Annotated in this window: 18 protein-coding genes; 7 read left to right on the top strand and 11 right to left on the bottom strand. The window is 65.4% G+C overall.

Annotated elements, in window-relative coordinates:
* Positions 1 to 21: 21 nt before the first annotated feature.
* On the top strand, positions 22 to 1,062 hold the full coding sequence (locus ASC89_RS21195; protein WP_056001494.1) for a PASTA domain-containing protein: 1,041 nt from the start codon (positions 22 to 24) through the stop codon (positions 1,060 to 1,062).
* A gap of 61 nt (positions 1,063 to 1,123) precedes the next feature.
* The gene (locus ASC89_RS21190) at positions 1,124 to 1,600 is read left to right on the top strand and encodes a hypothetical protein (RefSeq protein ID WP_055881186.1); all 477 of its coding nucleotides are present in this window, start codon (positions 1,124 to 1,126) and stop codon (positions 1,598 to 1,600) included.
* Between the two features lie 6 nt (positions 1,601 to 1,606).
* On the opposite strand, the gene ASC89_RS21185 is transcribed toward ASC89_RS21190, so the two are convergent.
* Entirely contained in the window at positions 1,607 to 2,290 is a 684-nt protein-coding gene (locus ASC89_RS21185) for a hypothetical protein (protein WP_056001489.1), read from the bottom strand.
* A gap of 184 nt (positions 2,291 to 2,474) precedes the next feature.
* On the opposite strand from ASC89_RS21185, the gene putA reads away from it, so the two are divergent.
* Positions 2,475 to 6,026 (top strand): bifunctional proline dehydrogenase/L-glutamate gamma-semialdehyde dehydrogenase PutA, encoded by a 3,552-nt coding sequence (putA, locus tag ASC89_RS21180; RefSeq protein ID WP_056001486.1) that lies wholly within the window; start codon positions 2,475 to 2,477, stop codon positions 6,024 to 6,026.
* Between the two features lie 154 nt (positions 6,027 to 6,180).
* On the opposite strand, the gene ASC89_RS21175 is transcribed toward putA, so the two are convergent.
* The 8 genes from ASC89_RS21175 to ASC89_RS21140 form a co-directional block, all read right to left on the bottom strand.
* Entirely contained in the window at positions 6,181 to 7,254 is a 1,074-nt protein-coding gene (locus ASC89_RS21175; RefSeq protein WP_056001483.1) for an ABC transporter ATP-binding protein, read from the bottom strand.
* A 148-nt stretch (positions 7,255 to 7,402) separates the two neighbouring features.
* Positions 7,403 to 8,482 (bottom strand): Gfo/Idh/MocA family protein, encoded by a 1,080-nt coding sequence (locus ASC89_RS21170; protein WP_056001480.1) that lies wholly within the window; start codon positions 8,480 to 8,482, stop codon positions 7,403 to 7,405.
* Positions 8,479 to 9,498, bottom strand: coding sequence for a Gfo/Idh/MocA family protein (locus tag ASC89_RS21165; RefSeq protein WP_056001987.1), 1,020 nt, complete (start codon positions 9,496 to 9,498; stop codon positions 8,479 to 8,481). Before ASC89_RS21165 ends, ASC89_RS21170 begins: the two co-directional genes overlap by 4 nt.
* Before the next feature lie 5 nt (positions 9,499 to 9,503).
* The gene (locus tag ASC89_RS21160; protein WP_056001477.1) at positions 9,504 to 9,935 is read right to left on the bottom strand and encodes an endonuclease domain-containing protein; all 432 of its coding nucleotides are present in this window, start codon (positions 9,933 to 9,935) and stop codon (positions 9,504 to 9,506) included.
* Between the two features lie 336 nt (positions 9,936 to 10,271).
* Entirely contained in the window at positions 10,272 to 11,102 is an 831-nt protein-coding gene (locus ASC89_RS21155) for a carbohydrate ABC transporter permease (RefSeq protein WP_156384736.1), read from the bottom strand.
* A gap of 108 nt (positions 11,103 to 11,210) precedes the next feature.
* Complete coding sequence (locus ASC89_RS21150; protein ID WP_055881163.1) at positions 11,211 to 12,158, bottom strand: carbohydrate ABC transporter permease; 948 nt, start codon at positions 12,156 to 12,158, stop codon at positions 11,211 to 11,213.
* Positions 12,159 to 12,162: 4 nt separating this feature from the next.
* Positions 12,163 to 13,440: an ABC transporter substrate-binding protein gene (locus ASC89_RS21145; protein ID WP_055881160.1), complete on the bottom strand. Its 1,278-nt coding sequence runs from the start codon at positions 13,438 to 13,440 to the stop codon at positions 12,163 to 12,165.
* A 220-nt stretch (positions 13,441 to 13,660) separates the two neighbouring features.
* Positions 13,661 to 14,341 carry a TetR/AcrR family transcriptional regulator gene (locus ASC89_RS21140; protein ID WP_056001474.1) on the bottom strand — a complete coding sequence of 227 codons (681 nt, stop codon included), beginning with the start codon at positions 14,339 to 14,341 and terminating at the stop codon, positions 13,661 to 13,663.
* A 198-nt stretch (positions 14,342 to 14,539) separates the two neighbouring features.
* Here ASC89_RS21140 and ASC89_RS21135 point away from each other — a divergent pair, with 198 nt between their 5' ends.
* The 4 genes from ASC89_RS21135 to denD all read left to right on the top strand — a co-directional run bounded on the left by ASC89_RS21135 (position 14,540) and on the right by denD (position 19,218).
* The gene (locus ASC89_RS21135; protein WP_056001471.1) at positions 14,540 to 15,694 is read left to right on the top strand and encodes a Gfo/Idh/MocA family protein; all 1,155 of its coding nucleotides are present in this window, start codon (positions 14,540 to 14,542) and stop codon (positions 15,692 to 15,694) included.
* Positions 15,695 to 15,887: 193 nt separating this feature from the next.
* Positions 15,888 to 17,033, top strand: coding sequence for a dihydrodipicolinate synthase family protein (locus tag ASC89_RS21130; protein WP_056001469.1), 1,146 nt, complete (start codon positions 15,888 to 15,890; stop codon positions 17,031 to 17,033).
* 162 nt (positions 17,034 to 17,195) lie between these two features.
* Positions 17,196 to 18,017, top strand: a complete 822-nt coding sequence (locus ASC89_RS21125; RefSeq protein ID WP_056001466.1) for a sugar phosphate isomerase/epimerase — start codon at positions 17,196 to 17,198, stop codon at positions 18,015 to 18,017.
* Positions 18,018 to 18,231: 214 nt separating this feature from the next.
* On the top strand, positions 18,232 to 19,218 hold the full coding sequence (denD, locus tag ASC89_RS21120; protein ID WP_056001463.1) for a D-erythronate dehydrogenase: 987 nt from the start codon (positions 18,232 to 18,234) through the stop codon (positions 19,216 to 19,218).
* A 125-nt stretch (positions 19,219 to 19,343) separates the two neighbouring features.
* On the opposite strand, the gene ASC89_RS21115 is transcribed toward denD, so the two are convergent.
* Both ASC89_RS21115 and ASC89_RS21110 read right to left on the bottom strand, forming a co-directional pair.
* Positions 19,344 to 20,111 carry a metallophosphoesterase gene (locus ASC89_RS21115; RefSeq protein ID WP_056001460.1) on the bottom strand — a complete coding sequence of 256 codons (768 nt, stop codon included), beginning with the start codon at positions 20,109 to 20,111 and terminating at the stop codon, positions 19,344 to 19,346.
* The gene (locus ASC89_RS21110) at positions 20,108 to 21,133 is read right to left on the bottom strand and encodes a Gfo/Idh/MocA family protein (RefSeq protein WP_056001457.1); all 1,026 of its coding nucleotides are present in this window, start codon (positions 21,131 to 21,133) and stop codon (positions 20,108 to 20,110) included. Before ASC89_RS21110 ends, ASC89_RS21115 begins: the two co-directional genes overlap by 4 nt.

Raw genomic sequence — 21,133 nt, 5'->3', positions numbered from 1 at the left:
ACCGCTGAACGAGAGGTACGGATGCCGAGCTTCGAATTCGCCGATTGTCCGACGCGGCTGGACCTGACGGCTGCGCCGGACGGAACCCGGACCGGCAGCCTCCGCTGCACGCTGCGCAACACCTCGTCGCGGCGCCAGACGGTGCGCATCCGCATCGAGGCGCTGTCTGGCGCCCGCTCGGATTGGTTCAACCTCGCCACGGCGCCGCCGACCTCCACGCTGGAGATCGAGGAGGACATCGCTGCCGGTAGCACGCTGACCGTCGAAGCGCTGGTCAAGGTGCCGCCGCAGCCGGCCGCGACCGATCACGCCTTCCGCCTGCGAGTTACCTCGGAAGCGCAGCCGGACACCGATTTCGCCGAAGGACCAGCGGTCGCGTTCCACATCGATGCGACCGAGCGACGCGAGGTCAAGCGGCCGTTCCCCTGGTGGGCTGTGGCGGTCGCCGCGGTTTTCCTGCTGGTCGTCGCCGGCGGCGTCGCGTACCTGATGTGGCCCCGGCTCGAGCTCGACATGGTGCGAGGCCATCCACTGGAGGAGGCCAAGGCGATCGCGGCCAAGCACGGCTTTGCGAACATCGGGGCGAAACCGGGAGAGCCAGAACCCGGACACGACCCGGCGCAGCAGATCGTCGTTGCTCTGGGCAAGGACGACACCACCGGCGCGACCATCCTGCTGTTCGACCCCGGTGTCCTGGTGCCGAAAGTCGCCCGCTCCGACCCCCGGGATGCCCAACAGGCGCTGACCCAGAAGGGCTTCACGGCAAGCATCGTGGCAGAGACTTCGCACGTTGACGGCTTCGGTGATACCGAAGTCACGCGCACCAGCCCACCGGAGGAGCAGCCGGCGGCGATGGGAAGCGCCGTGACCGTCATGGTCAACATCAAGAAGCCCAATAGCGGTGGCGGAGGTGGAGGCGGTGTCGGACCCGGCGGCATTCACCCGTGCACCCCTTGGCCCGCCTGCATCCGCGTCATCGAAGTTGATCCTGTGCTCAGCCCCCCACGTATCGACCCTCGAGTGTACGATCCTTTACCCTCGATAGGTTCATTCCCGCAGTAACTGACGTCTCGCCGCTTACCATCGACGACTCCGTCTTCATCCTCATTGGCAGCAGGCCGCGATGCGCGCTATTATCATCGTCCTCCTCATCGTCGGTGCGGTGTTCGTTGGCACCCTGCTGTTCTATCCGCAGGAGCCAGCGACCAGCGAGAAGCCCGGCTATCGCCCGACGCTGCCGGAATGGGCCGCGTTCCTGAAGTTTCAACCGCCATCGGCCGAGCCCCTGCCGGGCACCACGCTGCCGACGTCACTGGCTGGCGCCGAGAGCTGGAGCGGCCGGTTCACCGCAGGAGATCGCAAGGTCGCCACGGTTCGGGTACGCCTGGTCGACGGCAAGGCGGTTACGGTGACGGCAAGCGAGCCGGGACAGGACGAGCAATTTCTCTGCATCGTGGCCAAGGGGGCACAGCGCCCCCCGGGCTGCGACGACAAGAACATGGCCGATGGGCTTGAGGGCAGCGTCGTGGTGCGCAAGGGCACCGCCACGACAAACATCAGCGCCCCGTCCGGCCCAGTAACGCTCGCGGTCAACGACTGATGACAGTCAGACCGGCACGACGCTGCGGAGCGCTGCGACGATGGCGAACAATGCCCCCACCAGCAGGATCACCAACCAGACGATCAGTGCGATGGCTATGACCACTGCGCCGACCGCGTCGGCGATGCTGACAAGGAAGCCGGGCGGTAGCGTGTGCAGCAGGCCGAGTCCGAAGCTCAGGCCAACCGAACAAAGCGTCAGCAGCATGAATCCCTTGTTCTTGAGGAACGACATGCTGGCGAACAGGATGAGCCCGACACCGACAAGCTTCAGCATCATCGCGAGCGACAGCACCATTTTGGCGCTCGCCGTATCGAAATCGCCCCAGATGGCAAGGTAGGCGATGGTACCGAAAGGCACGGCGAGCAGCAGGCTCACCATCGTCATCACGAATGCGAAAGTGAAATACGCCAAGACGATCGTGGCGATGAGCGCGAGCAGCGAAAGAACCAGCGTGACGATGCCCTGGACGCGCGAGAACACCGCCGGCACCACCGGCAGGAAATCGACGAAGATCAGCGCCAACGAATAAAGGAAGATGAGGTCGAAATAAGCCATCGCTGTAATGCCGACGCCGGGCCGCTCGACATTACTATGTAACGGCAGCCACTGCGCGCCAAACTCGAGCCCGAAGGCGAGCACGATGGCAAAAGCGCCTAGACAGAAGCAGATCAGCTTGGTCGGTTGCATGGGCTCAACCTGCTCGCGTGCATCTCTGACTATAGCGTGCCGCAAGCGGCGGAGCGATACGAATCCGCGGCCATCCCAGAGGGCCGGCCAGCCCTTTTAGCTCCACTAAATTCCTGTTGCCGCCATCACATTTTCCCCACACAAATCAGCGACGCGTGCCACAGTTCAGGGCACGGGGGCATAAATGGGCGATCTCAACGAACTCCGCGGCCGGATCCGGGCAGCACTTCTGGCCGACGAGGCCGAAACCATCGCGCGGCTCACGGCCGATGCGGCACTGACCGACGCCGACCGCGCCGCCATCGGGCAGCGGGCGCTGCAGCTGGTGGAAAAGGTGCGCGCCGCGCAGTCCTCCGGCATGCTGGAATCCTTTCTCGCCGAATATTCGCTCTCGACCGACGAGGGCATCGCGCTGATGTGCCTCGCCGAAGCGCTGCTGCGCGTCCCCGATAACCGCACCATCGACGACCTGATCGAGGACAAGATCGCGCCGTCGCGCTGGGCCGAGCATCTCGACCGGGCCAATTCGGCTTTGGTCAACGTCTCGACCCTGGCGCTCACCCTGACCGGCTCGGTGCTGCGCGAGGGCGGGGCAGGGATCGCTGGCACCATCAAGAATTTCGTGCAGCGCATCGGCGAGCCGGTGATCCGCTCGGCCGTGATGCAGGCAATGAAGATTCTCGGCAGCCAGTTCGTGCTTGGCCGCGACATCGAGGAGGCGACCCGCATCGCCCGCCGCGCGGAGAAGGACGGCTTCACCTATTCCTACGACATGCTGGGCGAGGCCGCCCGCACCGAAGCCGACGCCAAGCGCTATCGCGCCGCCTATGCCGAAGCCATCGCGGTGCTTGCTACCCGTTCTACCGCCGGTTCCGTGCGTGACAACCCGGGCGTCTCGGTAAAACTCTCGGCGCTGCATCCGCGCTACGAGTTCATGAAGCGCGAGCGGGTGATGGACGAGTTGGTCGAGCGCACGCTCGCCCTAGCCATGATGGCGCGCGGCGCCAATATGGGCTTCAACATCGATGCCGAGGAGGCCGACCGGCTCGACCTCAGCCTCGACGTGATATCAGCGGTGCTGGCCGATGAGCGGCTTGCCGGCTGGGATGGGTTCGGCATCGTGGTGCAGGCCTATGGCCAGCGTGCCAGCCATGTCATCGACTGGATCGAGGCGCTGGCCGACAGCCTCGACCGCCGCATCATGGTGCGGCTGGTAAAGGGCGCCTATTGGGACAGCGAGATCAAGCGCGCCCAGGTGCTGGGGCTCGATGGCTTCCCGGTGTTCACCCGCAAACCCGCGACCGATGTCAGCTACATCGCCAACGCCAAGCGGCTCTTGTCGAAGACGCATCGCATCTACCCGCAGTTCGCCACCCACAATGCCCATAGCGTCGCCGCAGTGCTGGAGCTGGCGCAGCGGCTCGGGGTCGGCAACGACGCCTTCGAGTTCCAGCGCCTGCATGGCATGGGCGAGCGGCTGCACGAGATCATCCACGACGAGCAGCAGACCCGCACCCGCATCTATGCGCCGGTCGGCCGGCATGCCGATCTCCTCGCCTATCTGGTGCGGCGCCTGCTCGAGAACGGCGCCAATGGCTCGTTCGTCAACATGATCGCCGATCGCGATGTGCCGGCCGCCGCCGTGGTGCAGGATCCGTTCGAGGCGGTGGAAAGCGCTGCCGCCAAGGTCCGCGCGCCCGAAGAACTGTTCGCGCCGCGCCGCCGCAATTCGCGGGGGCACGACCTCACCGACCCGCTGGCGGTCAATTATCTGCTCGCCGATCGCGACCGGTTCCGGCCGAGCGAGAAGCGCTGGCACGCCGTGCCGGCGTCGCTCGTCGCCGGCAGCCAGGGCGAGCAGTTTTCGATCATAAGTCCCGCCACCGGCGAGCCGGTGGGCGACGCCATCGGGGCCGGGCCGGAGACGCTGGAACTGGCGATTGCCACCGCCAGGGACGCAGCACCGGGCTGGGCGGCGCGGCCCGTGGCCGAGCGCGCCCTGCTGCTCAGGCAGGTTGCCGATCTTTACGAGGATAATGCTGCCGAGTTTTTCGCGCTCTGCGCCCGCGAGGCCGGCAAGACCCTCAACGATGCGGTGAGCGAAGTGCGCGAAGCCGTGGATTTCCTTCGCTATTACGCCGGCGAGGCCGAAGCGAGCGAACCGCGCCAGCCGCTCGGGGTGTTCACCTGCATCTCGCCGTGGAATTTCCCGCTCGCCATCTTCACCGGCCAGATCGCCGCGGCTTTGGTTGCCGGCAATACCGTCCTGGCGAAGCCCGCCGAGACCACGCCGCTGATCGCGGCGCTGGCGGTGCGGCTGATGGTGCAGGCCGGCATTCCCGAGGACGTGGTGCAACTGGTGCCGGGCTCCGGCCCGGTGGTTGGCTCGGTGCTCACCTCCGACCCGCGCATCGACGGGGTGTGCTTCACCGGCTCGCTCGCCACCGCCAAAGCGATCGACGTGAAGATGGCCGACAATCTCGCCGCCGGCGCGGCGCTGATCGCCGAGACCGGCGGGCTCAACGCCATGATCGTCGATTCGACCGCTTTGCCCGAGCAGGCGGTGCGTGACATCCTCGCGTCCGCCTTCCAGTCGGCCGGGCAGCGCTGCTCGGCGCTGCGCATCCTCTATGTGCAGGAAGACGCGGCCGAGCGGACGCTCGAAATGCTCTATGGCGCCATGGACGAGCTGAAGCTCGGCGACCCCTGGGATCTCTCGGTCGATATCGGCCCGGTGATCGACAGCAAGGCCAAGGCGAAGATGGACGCCTATATCGCCGAGTTCGCCGCCCGCGACGCCGTGCTGCACCAGCTCAAAGCGCCGGAGCAGGGGACGTTCGTGCCGCCGACGGTGCTGAAAGTCTCGGGTATTGCCGAGATGAAGGAAGAAATCTTCGGACCGGTGCTGCATGTCGCGACCTTCAAGGCCGAAGACCTCGATGCGGTGGTCAACGCCATCAATGCCTCGGGCTATGGGCTGACCTTCGGGCTCCACACCCGCATCGACGGGCGGGTGGAGGAGCTCTCCGACCGCATCCGGGCCGGCAATATCTATGTCAACCGCAACCAGATCGGTGCGGTGGTCGGCTCGCAACCCTTCGGCGGCGAGAGCCTCAGCGGCACTGGCCCGAAGGCGGGTGGACCGAATTACCTGAAGCGCTTCTGGCGTCCGGCCGAGGCGTTCGAACCGTCCACCGGGGTCAACCCGCTCTCGGGCCTCTCGATCGGCTTTGCCATCGCGGCGGTCGACCAGGTGAAGATCGGCATCGAGCGGGTGGGGATCGAGCCGGCGCAGGAGCTGCTGCCCGGGCCGACCGGCGAATCCAACACGCTCTACACCTGGCCGCGCGGCGTGGTGCTCTGTCTCGGCCCCGATACGCAAAGCGCGCTGCAGCAGGCGACGCTGGCGCTCGAGCAGGGCAATGGCGTGCTGGTGGTCGCCCCCGGCGCCAGCCGTATCGCCGAAGCGCTTGGCGCCAATGGCGAACCGATCGGCGGGCTGGACAAGAAGCTGTCGCCGGCGGCGATCGAGGCTGGGCTGAATGTCGACGCCATCATGCATTTTGGCACCGACGCGGATCTCAGGCCCTGGCGGCAGGCACTATCGCGCCGCGAGGGGATGATCATTCCGCTGGTCACCCGGCCGAGCGACGCCGAGCGGCTGATCACCGAGCGGCATGTGTGCATCGATACGACGGCCAGCGGCGGGAACGCGGAGTTGCTGGCGGGGCAGTAGTTGACTGCCGGCAGACGGCCCCTCCCATCCTCCCCCATAAAGGGGGAGGTGCCCCGCTGGTTCATTTGGCACGATCGCAGACAGAGCCTCGACTCTTCACCTCCCCCTTTATGGGGGAGGCCGGGAGGGGGTCGTCTCTATCAGTCAGCCGCCCCTAAATCGCCCGCCCATCCCGCGCGAACACATGGTACCGCGCCGGATCCACGTACGCCGTGAGCAGCGAGCCCAGTTCCACCTGCCGCTGTCCGTCCACCGCGATGGTCATCGCCTGGCCATCGGCGGTTGTCGTATAGACCATGGTCTGGCCGCCCAGTTGCTCGACCAGGTCGACTTTGACCTTGGCCAGTTGCACGCCCGAGCCTTCGGTGATGCCGATGTGCTCGGGGCGGACGCCGAAGGTCACTGCGTCGCCGGCGCCGACCTGGCGGTTGACGACGATCTCGCTGCCGCCGGCGCGGAGTTTGGCGCCCGCGCCATCGGCGCTTTCCACCTTGGCCTCGAGGAAGTTCATCTTGGGCGAGCCGATGAAGCCGGCGACGAACCGGTTCCGCGGATGATTGTAGAGCTCGAGCGGCGCGCCGACCTGCTCGATGATGCCGGCCTGCAGCACGACGATCTTGTCGGCCATGGTCATCGCCTCGACCTGGTCGTGGGTGACGTAGATCATGGTGTTGCCGAGGTCGTTGTGGAGCTTGGCGATCTCCACCCGCATCTGCACCCGCAGCTCGGCATCGAGGTTCGACAGCGGCTCGTCGAACAGGAAGATCCGGGGTTCGCGTACGATGGCCCGGCCGATGGCGACGCGCTGGCGCTGGCCGCCTGAGAGTTGCTTCGGCTTGCGTTTGAGCAGCGGCTCGATGCGCAGGATATCAGCCGCCTTCTGCACCCGCTGCTGGATCTCGGGCCTCGGCACCCGCGCCGTTTCCAGCCCGAAGGCGAGGTTCTGGTAGACGTTCATATGCGGGTAGAGCGCGTAGCTCTGGAACACCATGGCGATGCCGCGCCGGGCTGCCGGCACCTCGTTCATGCGCTCGCCGTCGATCAGGAGGCTCCCGCCCGAGATCGGCTCGAGCCCGGCAATCATCCGCAAGAGGGTGGATTTGCCGCAGCCCGAGGGGCCGACAAACACAGTGAACTCACCCGGATCGATGTTGAGATCGATGCCGTGGATCACCTCCACATCGCCATAACGCTTCTCGACCTGCTGCAGGACAACGCTTGTCGACATCAGATGCTCTCCTCCACAGGGGCAGTGCAGTTGCCCACCGGGTCATTCCCGCGAAAGCGGGAAACTCTGTTTGCGGTGCTCGCGGCACACTCCGAAACGGAGGTTCCCGCTTGCGCGGGAATGACTCCGTGGGTGGGGCGGCAACTCCTCATCGAAACCCCTCCGGCAGCCAGCTGCGGTATTTCGGGTGGCCTGCGGTCACGGGGAAGCTTACCTCCTCGTGCGTTTCGGACGAATGGTAGAATGCCGTGACGATTTCCAGCGCCCGGCGCGAGTCCTTTGACGTCACCGGCATCGGCCCCAGCCCCTCGAGCGCATCCCAGAAGCGGCGCATCTGGGTCTCAAAGCGCGATGGCACATCCTGCCAGTCGGCGAGCAGGGCATCGATTTTCGCCTTGGTCGCGTCGTTGCGCGGCAGGATCTTCCAGGGGAGTTTTCCGGGGTTGTAGGCTTCGTGGTCGCTCTCGAAGGTGACGTGCTCGAAGGCCAGCCGGATGCGGCTGATTTCGTCGGCCGAGCCGAGCGTCGCGGTGAAGCTGGCGAGCGCGCCACTTTCCATCTCCAGCGAAGCCGAGATGCAATCTTCCACCTCGATCGCATTCACCCGCGTCGCCACTCGGCCGAACAGGCTTTTGGGCTCGCCCATCAGGTAGGTGAAGATATCGTGCGGGTGGATGGCGTGGGTCATCAGCACGCCGCCGAGCTCGGTCTTCCATTTGCCGCGCCAGGGCACGGTGTAATAATCCGGCCCGCGCCGCCACAGCGTCTCGACGGTGCCGACATAGGGCTTGCCGGCGATCCCGGCCTCGATGATGCGTTTGACCTGCTCGATGCCGTTGCCGTAGCGATACTGGAACACCGGCATCAGCTTGCCGCGGCTCTGCTTTTCCAGCTCGATGATCTCATCGACCTCGGCGAGCGAACCGACCAGCGGCTTCTCGCACACCACGTGCTTGCCGGCTTTCAGCGCCGCCACAACCATCGGGTAGTGGACCATGGGCGGGGTGCAGACATCGATGATGTCGAGGTCGTCCATTGCCAGGAGGTCGTCGAAATTCTCGATCCGCCGTTCGATGCCGAACTCGTCGGCCAGCGCGTTGCGCCGCGTCGGGTCGAGATCGCAGATGCCGATGACCTTAAAGCGGTCCTTGTTGGTCTCGTAGCCCTCGACGATGTGGCTCTTGCCGATGCCGCCGCCGACTACAGCGACTGTGTAAACCCTGCTCATTGCTGCCAAACCGTCCCGACTTCAGCCAGTTTCTGCGCCGTCAGCGCCAGTTCCATCGCCTTGAAGGCGCGCACCTGCGGCATCGCCGTCTCGGTGCGGTTGAGGATGTCCGCGATCAGCTGCCGCCCATAGGGCAGGTCCTGACCCGAGCAATCGATATGCTGAGTGCCGTGCTTATCGACAAGGAACAGGTGGTCGGTCCCCGGCCGCCCGGCGATGTCGATATACTTCCTGAGCTCGATATAGCCCTCGGTGCCGAGGATGGTGAGCCGCCCGTCGCCCCAGGTGGGCAGCCCGGCCGGGGTGAACCAATCGACCCGCACATAGCCCGTAGTGGTCGGGGTCCTCAAATGCATGTCGCCGACATCCTGCAGCCCGGGTTTACCGGGGTTGCCGCGGTTGTTCACCGAGGCCGACACCACTTCGGCATCGGTATCGGTGCCGGAAAAGAACAGGAACTGCTCGCACTGGTGGCTGCCGATATCGCAGAGGATGCCGCCATAAAGCTGCCGATCGAAGAACCAGGCCGGCCGCTGGTTGTTCCGGATGGCATGCGGCCCGAGGCCGACGGTGTTGACCACCTGGCCGATGGCGCCGGCCTTGACCAGCTCGCCGGCTTTCACGGTGGAGCGGGTTTCAAAATGCTCGGAATAGCAGACCGAATAGATGCGGCCCGTCTCGGCCTGCACCCGCTTGATCTCGGCCAGTTGCTCGAGGCTGGTCATCCCCGGCTTGTCGCTCATCACATCCTTGCCATGCCGCATCGCGGCGACCGAGATGGCGGCGCGCTCGGAGAGAATGGCGGCGGTGAGCACCAGCGCGATCGTGGGATCCTCGAGGATGGCCCGTTGATCGGCGACGCGCTTCGCCTGCGGGAATTTCTCGCTGAACTCACGCGCGAGATCGTCCTCGGGGGAATGAAAAGCAACCAGCTCGGCGCCTTCGCGCAGCAGGCAGTTCACCTGGCCGTAGATGTGGGAATGGTTGAGGCCGATGGCGGCGAATTTGATGGGCATGGTCACTACTGCTGAGGTTGAGCTGATTGCGGCGAAGCCGCATCTTCACCTCCCCCTTCATGGGGGAGGCCGGGAGGGAGGCGTCTTGGGCTGCGGGTGGGCTTGGTTGCGAGAACGGCAGCTAGGCGGGTATGCACCCCCTCGGGGTTGTGCATCACATCGTCGTTGGTGAAGCGCAGGACCGAGTAACCCTCACCGCGCAGGAATGCGTCGCGCCTGGCGTCGCGCTCGGGAGCGCCCTCGGCATAGTGCGTCTCACCATCCACCTCGATGATGAGCTTGGCATGATGGCAGACGAAGTCGACGTAGAAGGGGCCGATCTGCTCCTGCTTGCGGAAATGAAACTCACCTGTCCTGAACGGGTAGAGCAGACGCCACATACGTCGTTCCGGAGGAGTGGAGTTGGCGCGGAGCTTCTTTTCGAGCTCGGTGCTCATGGCCCACCCCCCTCCCAACCTCCCCCACAAGGGGGGAGGTGCCGTTCAGTGTGTGAGGCGCGATCCAGCCAACTCCACCGGTCCGACACCTCCCCCTTGATGGGGGAGGCCGGGAGGGGGTGGGGCCACAGGCGCGATGGAGAAGCAATAGGAGATCTCTCGAGCTCGGTGCTCATGGCCCACCCCCCTCCCAACCTCCCCCACAAGGGGGGAGGTGCCGTTCAGTGTGTGAGGCACGATCCAGCCAAACCCACCGGCCTGACACCTCCCCCTTGATGGGGGAGGCTGGGAGGGGGTGGGGCCGCAGGCGCGGTGCCGAGGCGGGCGAGCGGGCCCTCACCGCTTCATCCCCGTCGTCGCAATTCCCTCGATCAGCAGGCGCTGGAAGAACAGGAAGAACAGGAAGATCGGCACCAGGGACAATACGCTCATGGCGAAGAGGCCGCCGAAGTCGCTTTCGCCGGTGGAGTCGGTGAAGGTCCTGAGCCCGAGCATCACGGTGTATTGCTTCATCTCGTTGAGGTAGATCAGCGGGGCGAAGAAATCGTCCCAGGTCCAGATGAAGGTGAAGATGGCGGCGGTCGCCAGCACCGGCATCGACAGCGGCAGCATGATCTTCCAGTAGATGCGCCAGGCCGAGCAGCCGTCCATCATCGCGGCTTCGTCGAGTTCCCGCGGGATGCCGCGGAAGAACTGCACCATCAGGAAGACGAAGAACGCGTCGACCGCGAGGAATTTCGGCACCACCAGCGGCAGGATGGTGTCGACCCAGCCCAGTTCGCGGAACAGCACATATTGCGGGATCAGGGTCACCTGACCGGGCAACATCAGCGTCATCAGCATCATGGCGAACCAGAAGTTGCGACCCTTGAAGCGCAGCCGCGCAAAGGCGAATGCCGCCATCGAGCAGGCGATGAGGTTGCCCACCACCGAGGTGACCGAGATCACCAGCGAGTTCCAGAAGAAGGTGCCGAAGCTGACGCGCAGCCCGTCCCAGCCGCGGAAATAGCTGTCGAGGCTCCAGACGCTGGGGATCAGCGTGCCGCCAAAGATCTCGTTCTCCGGCCGGAAGCTCGCCGAGAGCATCCACAGCAGCGGATAGAGCATCAGGATCGAGGCGCCGATCAGCGCCACATGGGCGAGCACGCTGAGGATGCGCTTGCGCATCAGCTTGGCCGGCGAGGCCTCGGTGACGACGGTGAGGCGCGGGGCGGGGGCGGTAACGGTCATCGGGTGCCTCCCTCGGCCGAACGGGCGACGAGCGACACGGGTGCCTCAATCATCATAGTGCACCCAGTATTTGCTGGTGAGGAACGAGAAGGCGGTGAAGCAGGCGACCAGCAGCAGCAGGAACCAGGCCAGCGCCGAGGCATAGCCCATGCGGAAGAAGCCGAATGCCTCCTGGTAGAGGTAGAGCGTGTAGAACAGGGTCGAGTTGATCGGATTGCCGGTGCCGGCCGAGATAATGAAGGCCGGGGTGAAGCTCTTGAAGGCCTCGATGGTCTGGATGATGGCGTTGAAGAACACCACCGGGGTCAACAACGGCAGGGTGATCTTCCAGAACTGGCGCCAGCGGCTGGCGCCGTCGAGGCTGGCGGCCTCGTACATATCCTGCGGGATCTGCCTGAGACCAGCGAGGAAGATGATCATCGGCGAGCCGAACTGCCAGATCGACAGGATAATCAGCGTCCACAGCGAATAGCGCGGATTAGAAATCCAGCTGGGCCCCTGGATGCCGAACATCGAGAGGAAGTCGTTGACCAGCCCGTCGCCGGCAAACAGCTGGCGCCACAGGATGGCGATGGCGACGGAGGCGCCGAGCAGGCTCGGCAGGTAGAACAGGGCGCGGTAGAGCGGCAGGCCGCGCATGCCGCGGTTGAGCAGCAGCGCCACACCGAGCGCGAAGGCGAGCTTCAGCGGCACCGAGAAGATGACGAAGGTCAGCGTCACCTGCATCGAGGCGATGAATTTCGGATCCGCGGTGAACATGCGGATGTAGTTGCTGGCGCCCACCCATTCGGGGGCGGTCAGCAGGTCGAAATCGGTGAAGCTCAGGTAGAGCGAGGTGATGATCGGCCCGATGGTCAGGCCGAGAAAGCCAATCAGCCAGGGGATCAGGAAGAGGTAGCCGGGGGCGTGGTTCTGCCACACCCTCGACCACCATGATTGGTACACCGCACCCCCGGCATGGGGGACTCCGGCCTCCACGGCGGGCGCGGTCATGACGTCAGGCCGCGCGGTTCAGGATGTCGGTCGCGCCCTTGACGAGCTCGGGACCGGCCTGTTCCGGGCTCTTGGCGCCAAAGCCCACTTCCTGCCCGAGAATACGAAACAGCGAAGCGTCGATCTCGCCGGCAGCGGCCGGCGGGGACGGGGGCAGGGCGCCGAGCAGTGGGCCGAGATTGGCGACGAAGTTGAGCGCCACCTGGCTCTGTTCGTCGAGCGTCGGGGCGAGCGCCTCGCGCACGGCCTTCGAGCAGGGGATGCCGCGCTCGACGCCGAGCACATTGCTGGCGGCAGGGTCGTTGACGAAGAAGCTGATGAACTTCGCCGCCGCTTCCTGCTGGGCCGACGAGCCGCCGATCGAGAAGAACATCGAGGGCTTGCGATAGTGACCGCCAGGGGCGTCGGCGGCGGTGCGCGGGAAGTTCGAGATGGTGATCTTGTCCTTGATGATCGCCTGGAAGGCCACCAGCTGGTTGGAGTTGGACGGGATCACCGACGCCTTGTTGAGCGTCAGCATGGTGGTCTCGAGCGGACCGGTATCGAGCGCCTGGTCGTCGGGGCTGACGCAGACGCCGGCGGCGCGCAGGTCCGCCCAGAGCTTATACCATTCGGTGGCGTCGGCTTCGTCGAAGGCCACCTTGCCATCGGCGGTGTAGAGCGCCTTGCCGCGCTGGCGCAGCCAGTTCTCGTACATCGGCTCGGACACCGAACCGTCGGCGATGACGGCCTTGCCGACGCCCTTGGATTTGAAGGCCTCGCTGATCGTGGTGAGATCGGCATAGGTGGTGGTCGGGCCGGGCACATCGAGACCGGCCTTCTCGAAATCGACAGTGTTGATCATCAGCGCCACCGAATTGGCGCCCAGGCTGATGCCATAGAGCTTGCCATCGACCTTGCCGCCATCGAGCTGGTCCTGGTCGAAATCGCCCAGGTTCAGCGCGCCGCCGACGAAGCCGTCGAGCGGAGCGATGGCGTTCCGCTTGGCGTATTCGACGATGTAGCGGTAATCCATCTGGATGATGTCGGGCGCGTTGCCGCCGGCGGTCTGGGTGGCGAGCTTGGGCCAGTAATCGTTCCAGGCGAGGAACTCGCCCTCGATCGCCGGGCCACCGGCCTTGGCGTAGAGATCGGTTACGCCATAGGTGCGGTCGGCGCGGGCCTGGCCGCCCCAGAAGATCAGGCGCAGGGCTTCCTGCGCAAAGGCAGGCGAAATGCCGGCCGCGGCGGCGAGCGCCGTCGTGCCGAGCAGAAACTGACGGCGGTCTAGCTTCATGGTCATGAATTCCTCCCGTTAGGTCTCCGGGCAGCGACGCTGTCCCGAACTGGTTCGCGCTCTTGGTGGCGCTAAATAACTAACTGGTTACAACCATGGGCCGGGACGTGCGGCCTGTCAAGCAGGTGCAGTTTGGCACCAAAGCCGGGCAGAATCGCGCCGGTAACCGCCTAGCGCCGGGGTGAGTCGGCAGCGAAGCGCGTTGCGGCAGGCTCTATTCGGCGGCTCAGCGGCGGGTGCGGAGGTAGTCGACGACCATCTGCACGGCCTGCGCTTCGCGATCCTGGATCAGCGCGAACTGGCTGAGGTCCTTGCCGAAAACCACCGACAGCGTCTGCATGTTCGAGACATAGAAATAGCACAGCGAGATAATCGAGATGTAGAGCTGCATCGGGTCCACATCGGTGCGGAACGTGCCCTCGGCATGGCCCCGCTTCACGATCTCCTGCAGCTCGCCGACGATGGGCGAGCGGATCTCGTCGAGATTCTTGATCTGCTTGACGAATTTGGCGTTCTGCAGGTTTTCCACAGACAGCAGCCGCGGGAACCACGGGTTGGCGAGGAAGTGCCGGAATGTAAACCGGATAACCCGGTCGATAGCTTCTACCGGATCATACTGGCTGATGCGCAGCTCGCGCTCGCCGCGGCGGATTTCCTGGTAGGCGTCGAGCAGAACGGCCTGATACAGAGCCTCTTTATTCCCGAAATAGTGGTAGAGCAGCCGCTTATTGGCCTTGGCGCGGTCGGCAATGGCATCGACCCGGGCGCCGTTGAAGCCTTCTTCGCAGAACTCGTCGCGCGCCGCCTTGAGGATCGAGGCCTTGGTCTTTTCGGCATCGCGCGGACGCACCGGTGCCGGCGTGGCGGCGCGCCGCCGAACCTTCACCGCTGCCACCTCGCTCGCCATCGATCCTACTCCCCGCGCCGTTGCGGTTGTGCTGTCCAGTGTAACAGGACGGTTCATCAGCCGCGTTGGGCCGAGACGAAAATCATGCTTTCGTTCAAGCTCCGACGGCCGCTCTTGACGGTCCATCCTAGCGACGTGTATCTAAGTAACCAAGCAGTTACAAACATAGCGAATTGCGGCAAGCAGGAGGAGCGAGGGATGGCCGAGCGTCGGCTGGGACTGATCATGCACGGCGTGACGGGCCGTATGGGGTATAACCAGCACCTGGTGCGCTCGATCCTCGCCATTCGCGAGCAGGGCGGGGTGGTGCTGTCGAACGGCGACCGGCTGGTGGTCGACCCGATCATCGTCGGGCGTGATCGCGAGAAGATCCAGCGGCTCGCCGAAAAGCACCACATCAAGCGCTGGTCGACCGACCTCGACGAGGTGCTTTCCGACACCGAGGACGAAGTGTTCTTCGATGCCGGCACGACCCAGATGCGAGCCGAGCTGTTGAGCCGGGCGATCGACGCGGGCAAGCACGTCTATTGCGAAAAGCCGGTCTCCGACGACCTCGAGTCCGCTGTCGCTTTGGCAAAGAAGGCGAAGGCCTCGGGCGTCAAGCATGGCGTGGTGCAGGACAAGCTGTTCCTGCCGGGGCTGCTGAAGCTCAAGATGCTGAAGGACGCCGGGTTCTTCGGCCGGATCCTCTCGGTGCGCGGCGAGTTCGGCTATTGGGTGTTCGAGGGCGATTGGGGCCAGCCGGCGCAGCGCCCGAGCTGGAACTACCGCAAAGCCGATGGCGGCGGCATCATCCTCGATATGCTGTGCCACTGGCGCTATGTGCTGGATAACCTGTTCGGCGAAGTCGAGGCGGTAAGCTGCCTTGGCGCCACGCATATTCCGTCCCGAGTAGATGAGCGCGGCAACACCTACACCGCCGATGCGGACGACGCGGCCTATGCGACGTTCCAGCTCAAGGGCGGCGTCGTCGCCCACATCAATTCGAGCTGGGACGTGCGGGTGCGCCGCGACGATCTCGTCACCTTCCAGGTCGATGGCACGCACGGCTCGGCCGTCGCGGGCCTCCACAAATGCTTCAGCCAGCACCGGGTGAATACGCCCAAGCCGGTGTGGAACCCCGACCAGCCGCAGACCATCGATTTCTTCCAGAACTGGGAAGAGGTGCCCGACAATTGGCCGGCGCAGAACGGCTTCAAGGCGCAGTGGGAAATGTTCCTGAAGCACGTCGCCGAAGACGCCCCCTGGCCCTATGGCCTCGAGGCTGGCGCCAAGGGCGTGCAGCTGGCCATGCTCGGGCTGCAAAGCTGGAAAGAACGGCGCTGGCTGGATGTGCCGGCGCTGGGGATTTGAGGGATGAGCATCGCGTTTGCCGCGCCCCCCTCCCCAACCCTCCCCGCGAGGGGGAAGGTGCCGATCGAGCTTGTGGCACGAATCCGGCCGAGTGAACTGCTGGGCACCTCCCCCCTTGCGGGGGAGGTTGGGAGGGGGGTAGCCCCACGAGCCGAGTTTGAAGGAGGCGAGCGTGCCTGAGCTCATTCTTCCGATGTCCACCCGTACGCTCGAAACCTACCGCCTGACCGGCACGCCGATCCCGTTCGAAAAACACGCTGCCAGTGATTTTCCGCGCATCGCCTATGCCGCGGCGCATGTGGTGGCCGATCCGCTGGCCGCGAACGATCCCTGGCTGACGCCGGCCATCGACTGGGACACGACGCTGAAATTCCGCCACCGGCTGTGGGATCTCGGGCTCGGCGTGGCCGAAGCCATGGATACGGCGCAGCGCGGCATGGGGCTCACCTGGAGCGATGCGCAGGAGTTGATCCGCCGGGCTCAGGCCGAGGCGCGCGGCCGGTCCGACGCGCTGATCGCCTATGGCGCCGGCACCGATCACCTGGCGCCAGGTCCCGATGTCACCATCGACGACGTGATCCGCGCCTATGAGGAGCAGGTGGGGTTCGTCGAAGCCGAGGGCGGCCGGATCATCCTGATGGCGTCGCGCGCCCTCAAGGTGGCGGCGAAATCGCCCGATGACTATGCCCGGGTCTATGGTCGGATCCTCGGCCAGGTGAAGCAGCCGGTGATCCTCCACTGGCTGGGCGAAATGTTCGACCCGGCTCTCGAGGGCTATTGGGGCAAGGCCGACCACAACGCGGCGATGGATGTCTGCCTCGAGGTGATCGCCGCACATGCCGACAAGGTTGATGGCATCAAGATCTCGCTCTTGAGCAAAGAGAAAGAGATCGCCATGCGCCGCCGGCTGCCTGCGGGCGTGCGGATGTATACCGGCGACGATTTCAACTATGCCGAGCTGATCGCCGGCGACGAGCTAGGCCATTCCGACGCGCTGCTTGGCATTTTCGACGCCATCGCTCCGGCCGCCTCGGCGGCGCTGGCGGCATTGGGGCGCGGCAGCGACAACGAGTTCTTCGAGCTCCTCGAGCCCACCGTGCCGCTCAGCCGGCACATCTTTGCGGCGCCGACCCGCTTCTACAAGACCGGCGTGGTGTTCCTCGCCTATCTCAACGGGCTGCAGGAACATTTCGCCATGATCGGCGGCCAGCAATCGACCCGCTCGCTGCAGCATTTGAGTGAGCTGTTCCGGCTGGCCGACAAGGCACGGGTGCTGGCTGACCCTGGGTTGGCGGTAGAACGGATGAAGCGGGTGCTGGCTGTGCATGGGGTGGTTTGAGGTGGTGCTGACTGAGAGAGACGGCGCCCTCCCAACCTCCCCCACAAGGGGGGAGGTGCCGCCCTGTGGGTTTGGCGCGATCGTGCCCCAGCCTCGACTCTTCACCTCCCCCTTCATGGGGGAGGCCGGGAGGGGGCCGTCTCTATCGGCTTTGCCCTTCTGATGGCCCAGCAACTCTCCATGAACCTCGCGACCCTGCGCAACGGTTCAAGCTTTGCGCAGATGGTCGACGATTGTCTCCGGCATGGCGTCACCGCCATTTCGCCGTGGCGCGATCAGGTGGCCGCTGTCGGGCTCACTGAGGCCGCCAGCATCGTCAGGGCCAATGGCCTGCGCGTCACCGGGCTCTGTCGCGGTGGTATGTTTCCGGCGGAAACCGCCGCGGGGCGGCAGGCCAATATCGACGACAACCTCCGCGCCATCGACGAGGCGGCGGCGCTCGGCGCCGATTGCCTGGTGCTGGTGGTGGGCGGCTTGCCCGGCTCGTCGCGCGACCTGCCGGGGGCCCGGCAGATGGTGACGGACGGCATCGCGGCGATGCTGCCGCATGCTCGCGCCGCCGGCGTGCCGCTCGCCATCGAGCCGCTGCACCCGATGTATGCGGCCGACCGGGCGTGCGTGAACACCATCGACCAGGCGCTCGACATCGCGGCCGAACTGGGTGAGGGGGTCGGCGTCGCCATCGACGTCTATCACGTCTGGTGGGACCCCAACCTTGCCGCCGCCATCGCCCGGGCCGGACGCGAAGGGCGAATCTTTGCCCACCACATCTGCGACTGGCTGGTGCGGACCACCGACATGCTGCTCGATCGCGGCATGATGGGCGACGGCGTCATCGATCTCCCCGCTATCCGCGCCATGATCGAGGCCGCCGGCTACCACGGTCCGCAGGAAGTCGAGATCTTCAGCCGCGACAACTGGTGGAAGCGGCCGGGAGACGAGGTGGTGCGGGTGTGTGTGGAGCGGCTGAATACCGTGTGTTGAGGGGCCGGGGCTTGTGGCCCACCCCACCCAGCTCCGCTACGGCTCCGCCTAGCTGCGCTACCCTCCCCTCGGGGCGACCACTTGTCGTCCCCATGATGGGGAGGGATTAAGGGTGGGGTGGGGCAGCCCGCTCGAAAGGATGCTTCCACCCAAAGCATCGCTTGCACCTCGCGGCTCAGCCGCTAATCTCCCGGCAAAAATCCGAGGAGACTCCATGCATATCCTGATCATCGGGGCGGCCGGCATGATCGGCCGCAAGCTTACGTCTGCGCTGCTCAAGTCGGGGCAGGTGGGCGGCAAGGCCATCAGCAAGTTCACGCTCACCGACGTGGTCGAGCCGGCGAAGATCGATTTCAACGGCGACGTGGCGACGGTGGTCTCCGACGTCTCCTTGCCGGGTGAAGCGAGCAAGCTGATCGCCTCGCGTCCCGACCTGATCTTCCACCTCGCGGCGATCGTTTCGGGCGAGGCCGAGGCGGATTTCGACAAGGGCTATCGCATCAACATGGATGGCATGCGGTTCCTGCTCGAAGCCATCCGCCAGGAAGGGCTCAAGGCGCCATACCTGCCGCGCCTCGTCTTCACCTCGTCGATCGCAGTGTTCGGCGCGCCGTTCCCGGAAGCCATCGGCGACGAGTTCTTCAACACCCCGCTCACCAGCTACGGCACGCAGAAGGCGATCTGCGAACTCCTGCTCAACGACTATTCCCGCAAGGGCTTTGTCGACGGCGTCGGCATTCGGCTGCCCACCATCACCATCCGGCCGGGTAAGCCCAATGCGGCAGCCTCGGGGTTCTTCTCCAATATCCTGCGCGAGCCGCTGGTTGGGCAGGAGGCGGTGCTGCCGGTGTCGAAGGACGTGCGCCACTGGTTCGCCAGCCCACGCGCCGCGATCGGTTTCCTGACCCATGCCGCCGAGCTCGATACGACGAAGCTCGGCTGGCGCCGGACCCTTTCGGTGCCGGGGCTCTCGACCACGGTGGGCGAGGAGATCGAGGCGCTGCGCCGGGTGGCCGGCGACAAGGCGGTGAACCTGATCAAGGATGTGCCGGACCCCAAGATCATCTCGATGGTGGCGGGCTGGCCGCGCAATTTCGACGCCAAGCGGGCGATTGGGTTGGGGTTCAAGGCCGAGCAGAGCTTTGACGAGATCATCCGGATCCACATTGAGGATGAGCTGGGCGGCAAGATCGGGGGGTAGGGGAGCTGGGCCTACCCCCAACCCAGCTTCGCTACGGGGCCGTTGGCCCTAGCTACGCTACCCTCCCCACAAGGGGGAGGGAGGGGTTTTGTGTCCGCTGAACTCTCAGTCGGCAGCCACTTGCCTCAGCCGGGTACCTTGAGCGGTTTCGGGGTCAGGCCGCGATAGCGGGCGGTGCGCAGCTCATTGATGTAGTACTCGAGGTCGGGCATGCCCGAGATCTCGGCCTGCCGGATGGAGGCCTCGATATCGTAGGGCAGGCGAGCGAGGCTGACCGTCCAAGGCGCCGGCTCGGCGCCGTCGAAGCGACCCTCGAGAATGGCGTAGCAGGCAAGAGGGACGTCGAGCGGGTTGCCGACGCTGCCGGCGTTGAACAGGCATTTATGCGCGAAGGTCTTCACATAGGCAGTGTGGACGTCGCCATAGCCGACGATGTCGGGCAGCGGCCCGTGGCCGGTGAAGTCGGTGTTGTCGAACATCTGGAGGTGGTCGTCGCGGCTGTCATACTGGCGCACCCGATGGTTGATGCCGCGCGCCGAGGCGTGGAACAGCCGCACACTTCGGCCGCTGAGGCGAAAATCGAGCGTTTCCGGCAGGTCGCGGAGGTAAGCGAGTCGCTCGGGGCCCAATTGCCGGCGATGCCAGATGGAGATGGCATCTGCGTCACCATCGGCCAGCCCGGCATCCCAGTTGCCCTTGACGGTTGTGACGCAGACCCGGCGCGAAATGTCGATCACTTCGGCGCCGCTGGGCCCCTTGCCGGCGAGGTCGCCGAGCCCGTAGATCCGCGTGATGCCGCGCGCCTCGATGTCGGCCAGCACCGCCCCGAGCGCCGGCAGGTTGCCGTGGATATCGGAGATGATGGCGATACGGTCGAGCGCCGGCGCTTTCATGCCTCGGGCTTCACCTTGCCGGCGGCGAGATAGGCGGCTTCCACCAGAGCGAAGGTCTTGAGGTTGTCCTCGGCGCTGGTAGCGGCTGGGCGGCCGGCGCGCAGGGCTTCGAGCATATGGCGGTTGGTGGCGAGCACGCTTTCCTGCGCCACATGCCAGGGTCGCTCGGCCCAGGGCAGCACTTCCGGGCCCTCGTCGAGCACTTCCATCCGGCCATTGATGGTGACTTCGACCTTGTTGCCGATGCGCGAGACGATGGCGCCTTTGTCGCCCTCCACCTCGATCAGCGTTTCGGGGAAACTGTCGGGCAGGCGGCGCGAGCCATAGGTGCACTCGACCACCGAGACGCCGCCGGAGCTGTGGCGCAGCAGCATGGTGGCGGTGTCCTCGCCCTTGGCCTTGGGGTTGCGACGCTGCAACTCGGCGGTCGAATGCTCGACCTCGCCGAGCAGCACCCGCGCCACATCGAGCACGTGGACGCCCAGGTCGATCAGTACGAAACGCTGCTGTTCGGCGAGATAGGGCTGGCCGGCATAGATGTCGTAGCCGGTACGGAAGCTGACGCGCGCCCAGGTCGGCGTGCCGATGGCGCCGGAGCGGACGATTTCGGCGATACGGCGCAGCGGCTTCTGGAAGCGGAAGTTCTCGTGTACGGCGAGGAAGATGTTGGCGGCCTTCGCAGCCGCCACCATTTCACGCACCTCAGCAATATCCTGGCCGAACGGCTTCTGGATGACGGTCGGCACCTGGTGGCTCAGCGCCAGTTTCACCAGCGGCAGGTGGCTCTGCATCTGCGTTGCGATATCGACCAGCCCGAGCTGCTCGGCGCGGAACATCACAGCAGCATCGGTGTACCAGCGGGGCACGCCGAAGCGCTCGGCGGCGGCGCGGGCCCGCTCGGCATCGACATCGCAGACGGCGACGATATCGACGCCTTCGGGTTTGAGGTCCTGCCAGGCATGGAGATGGTTCTGCGCGAAGAAGCCGCAGCCGATCATTCCCAGCGCGATGCGCTCAGCCAT

The sequence above is a fragment of the Devosia sp. Root413D1 genome (genome assembly GCF_001425235.1).
GTDB lineage: Bacteria > Pseudomonadota > Alphaproteobacteria > Rhizobiales > Devosiaceae > Devosia_A.
Note: the sequence above shows the minus strand (reverse complement) of the source record. Positions and strands in the feature narration are given on the sequence as shown.

Bases quoted from the DNA above. Each gene is read 5' to 3' on its own strand.
- ASC89_RS21150 (WP_055881163.1), bottom strand. From the start codon at position 12,158: ATGACCGCGCCCGCCGTGGAGGCCGGAGTCCCCCATGCCGGGGGTGCG.
- ASC89_RS21115 (WP_056001460.1), bottom strand. From the start codon at position 20,111: ATGAAAGCGCCGGCGCTCGACCGTATCGCCATCATCTCCGATATCCAC.
- ASC89_RS21160 (WP_056001477.1), bottom strand. From the start codon at position 9,935: ATGAGCACCGAGCTCGAAAAGAAGCTCCGCGCCAACTCCACTCCTCCG.
- ASC89_RS21165 (WP_056001987.1), bottom strand. From the start codon at position 9,498: ATGCCCATCAAATTCGCCGCCATCGGCCTCAACCATTCCCACATCTAC.
- ASC89_RS21175 (WP_056001483.1), bottom strand. From the start codon at position 7,254: ATGTCGACAAGCGTTGTCCTGCAGCAGGTCGAGAAGCGTTATGGCGAT.
- ASC89_RS21145 (WP_055881160.1), bottom strand. From the start codon at position 13,440: ATGACCATGAAGCTAGACCGCCGTCAGTTTCTGCTCGGCACGACGGCG.
- ASC89_RS21135 (WP_056001471.1), top strand. From the start codon at position 14,540: ATGGCCGAGCGTCGGCTGGGACTGATCATGCACGGCGTGACGGGCCGT.
- ASC89_RS21190 (WP_055881186.1), top strand. From the start codon at position 1,124: ATGCGCGCTATTATCATCGTCCTCCTCATCGTCGGTGCGGTGTTCGTT.
- ASC89_RS21125 (WP_056001466.1), top strand. From the start codon at position 17,196: ATGGCCCAGCAACTCTCCATGAACCTCGCGACCCTGCGCAACGGTTCA.
- ASC89_RS21130 (WP_056001469.1), top strand. From the start codon at position 15,888: ATGTCCACCCGTACGCTCGAAACCTACCGCCTGACCGGCACGCCGATC.
- ASC89_RS21140 (WP_056001474.1), bottom strand. From the start codon at position 14,341: ATGGCGAGCGAGGTGGCAGCGGTGAAGGTTCGGCGGCGCGCCGCCACG.
- ASC89_RS21185 (WP_056001489.1), bottom strand. From the start codon at position 2,290: ATGCAACCGACCAAGCTGATCTGCTTCTGTCTAGGCGCTTTTGCCATC.
- ASC89_RS21110 (WP_056001457.1), bottom strand. From the start codon at position 21,133: ATGGCTGAGCGCATCGCGCTGGGAATGATCGGCTGCGGCTTCTTCGCG.
- denD (WP_056001463.1), top strand. From the start codon at position 18,232: ATGCATATCCTGATCATCGGGGCGGCCGGCATGATCGGCCGCAAGCTT.
- ASC89_RS21155 (WP_156384736.1), bottom strand. From the start codon at position 11,102: ATGCGCAAGCGCATCCTCAGCGTGCTCGCCCATGTGGCGCTGATCGGC.
- putA (WP_056001486.1), top strand. From the start codon at position 2,475: ATGGGCGATCTCAACGAACTCCGCGGCCGGATCCGGGCAGCACTTCTG.
- ASC89_RS21170 (WP_056001480.1), bottom strand. From the start codon at position 8,482: ATGAGCAGGGTTTACACAGTCGCTGTAGTCGGCGGCGGCATCGGCAAG.
- ASC89_RS21195 (WP_056001494.1), top strand. From the start codon at position 22: ATGCCGAGCTTCGAATTCGCCGATTGTCCGACGCGGCTGGACCTGACG.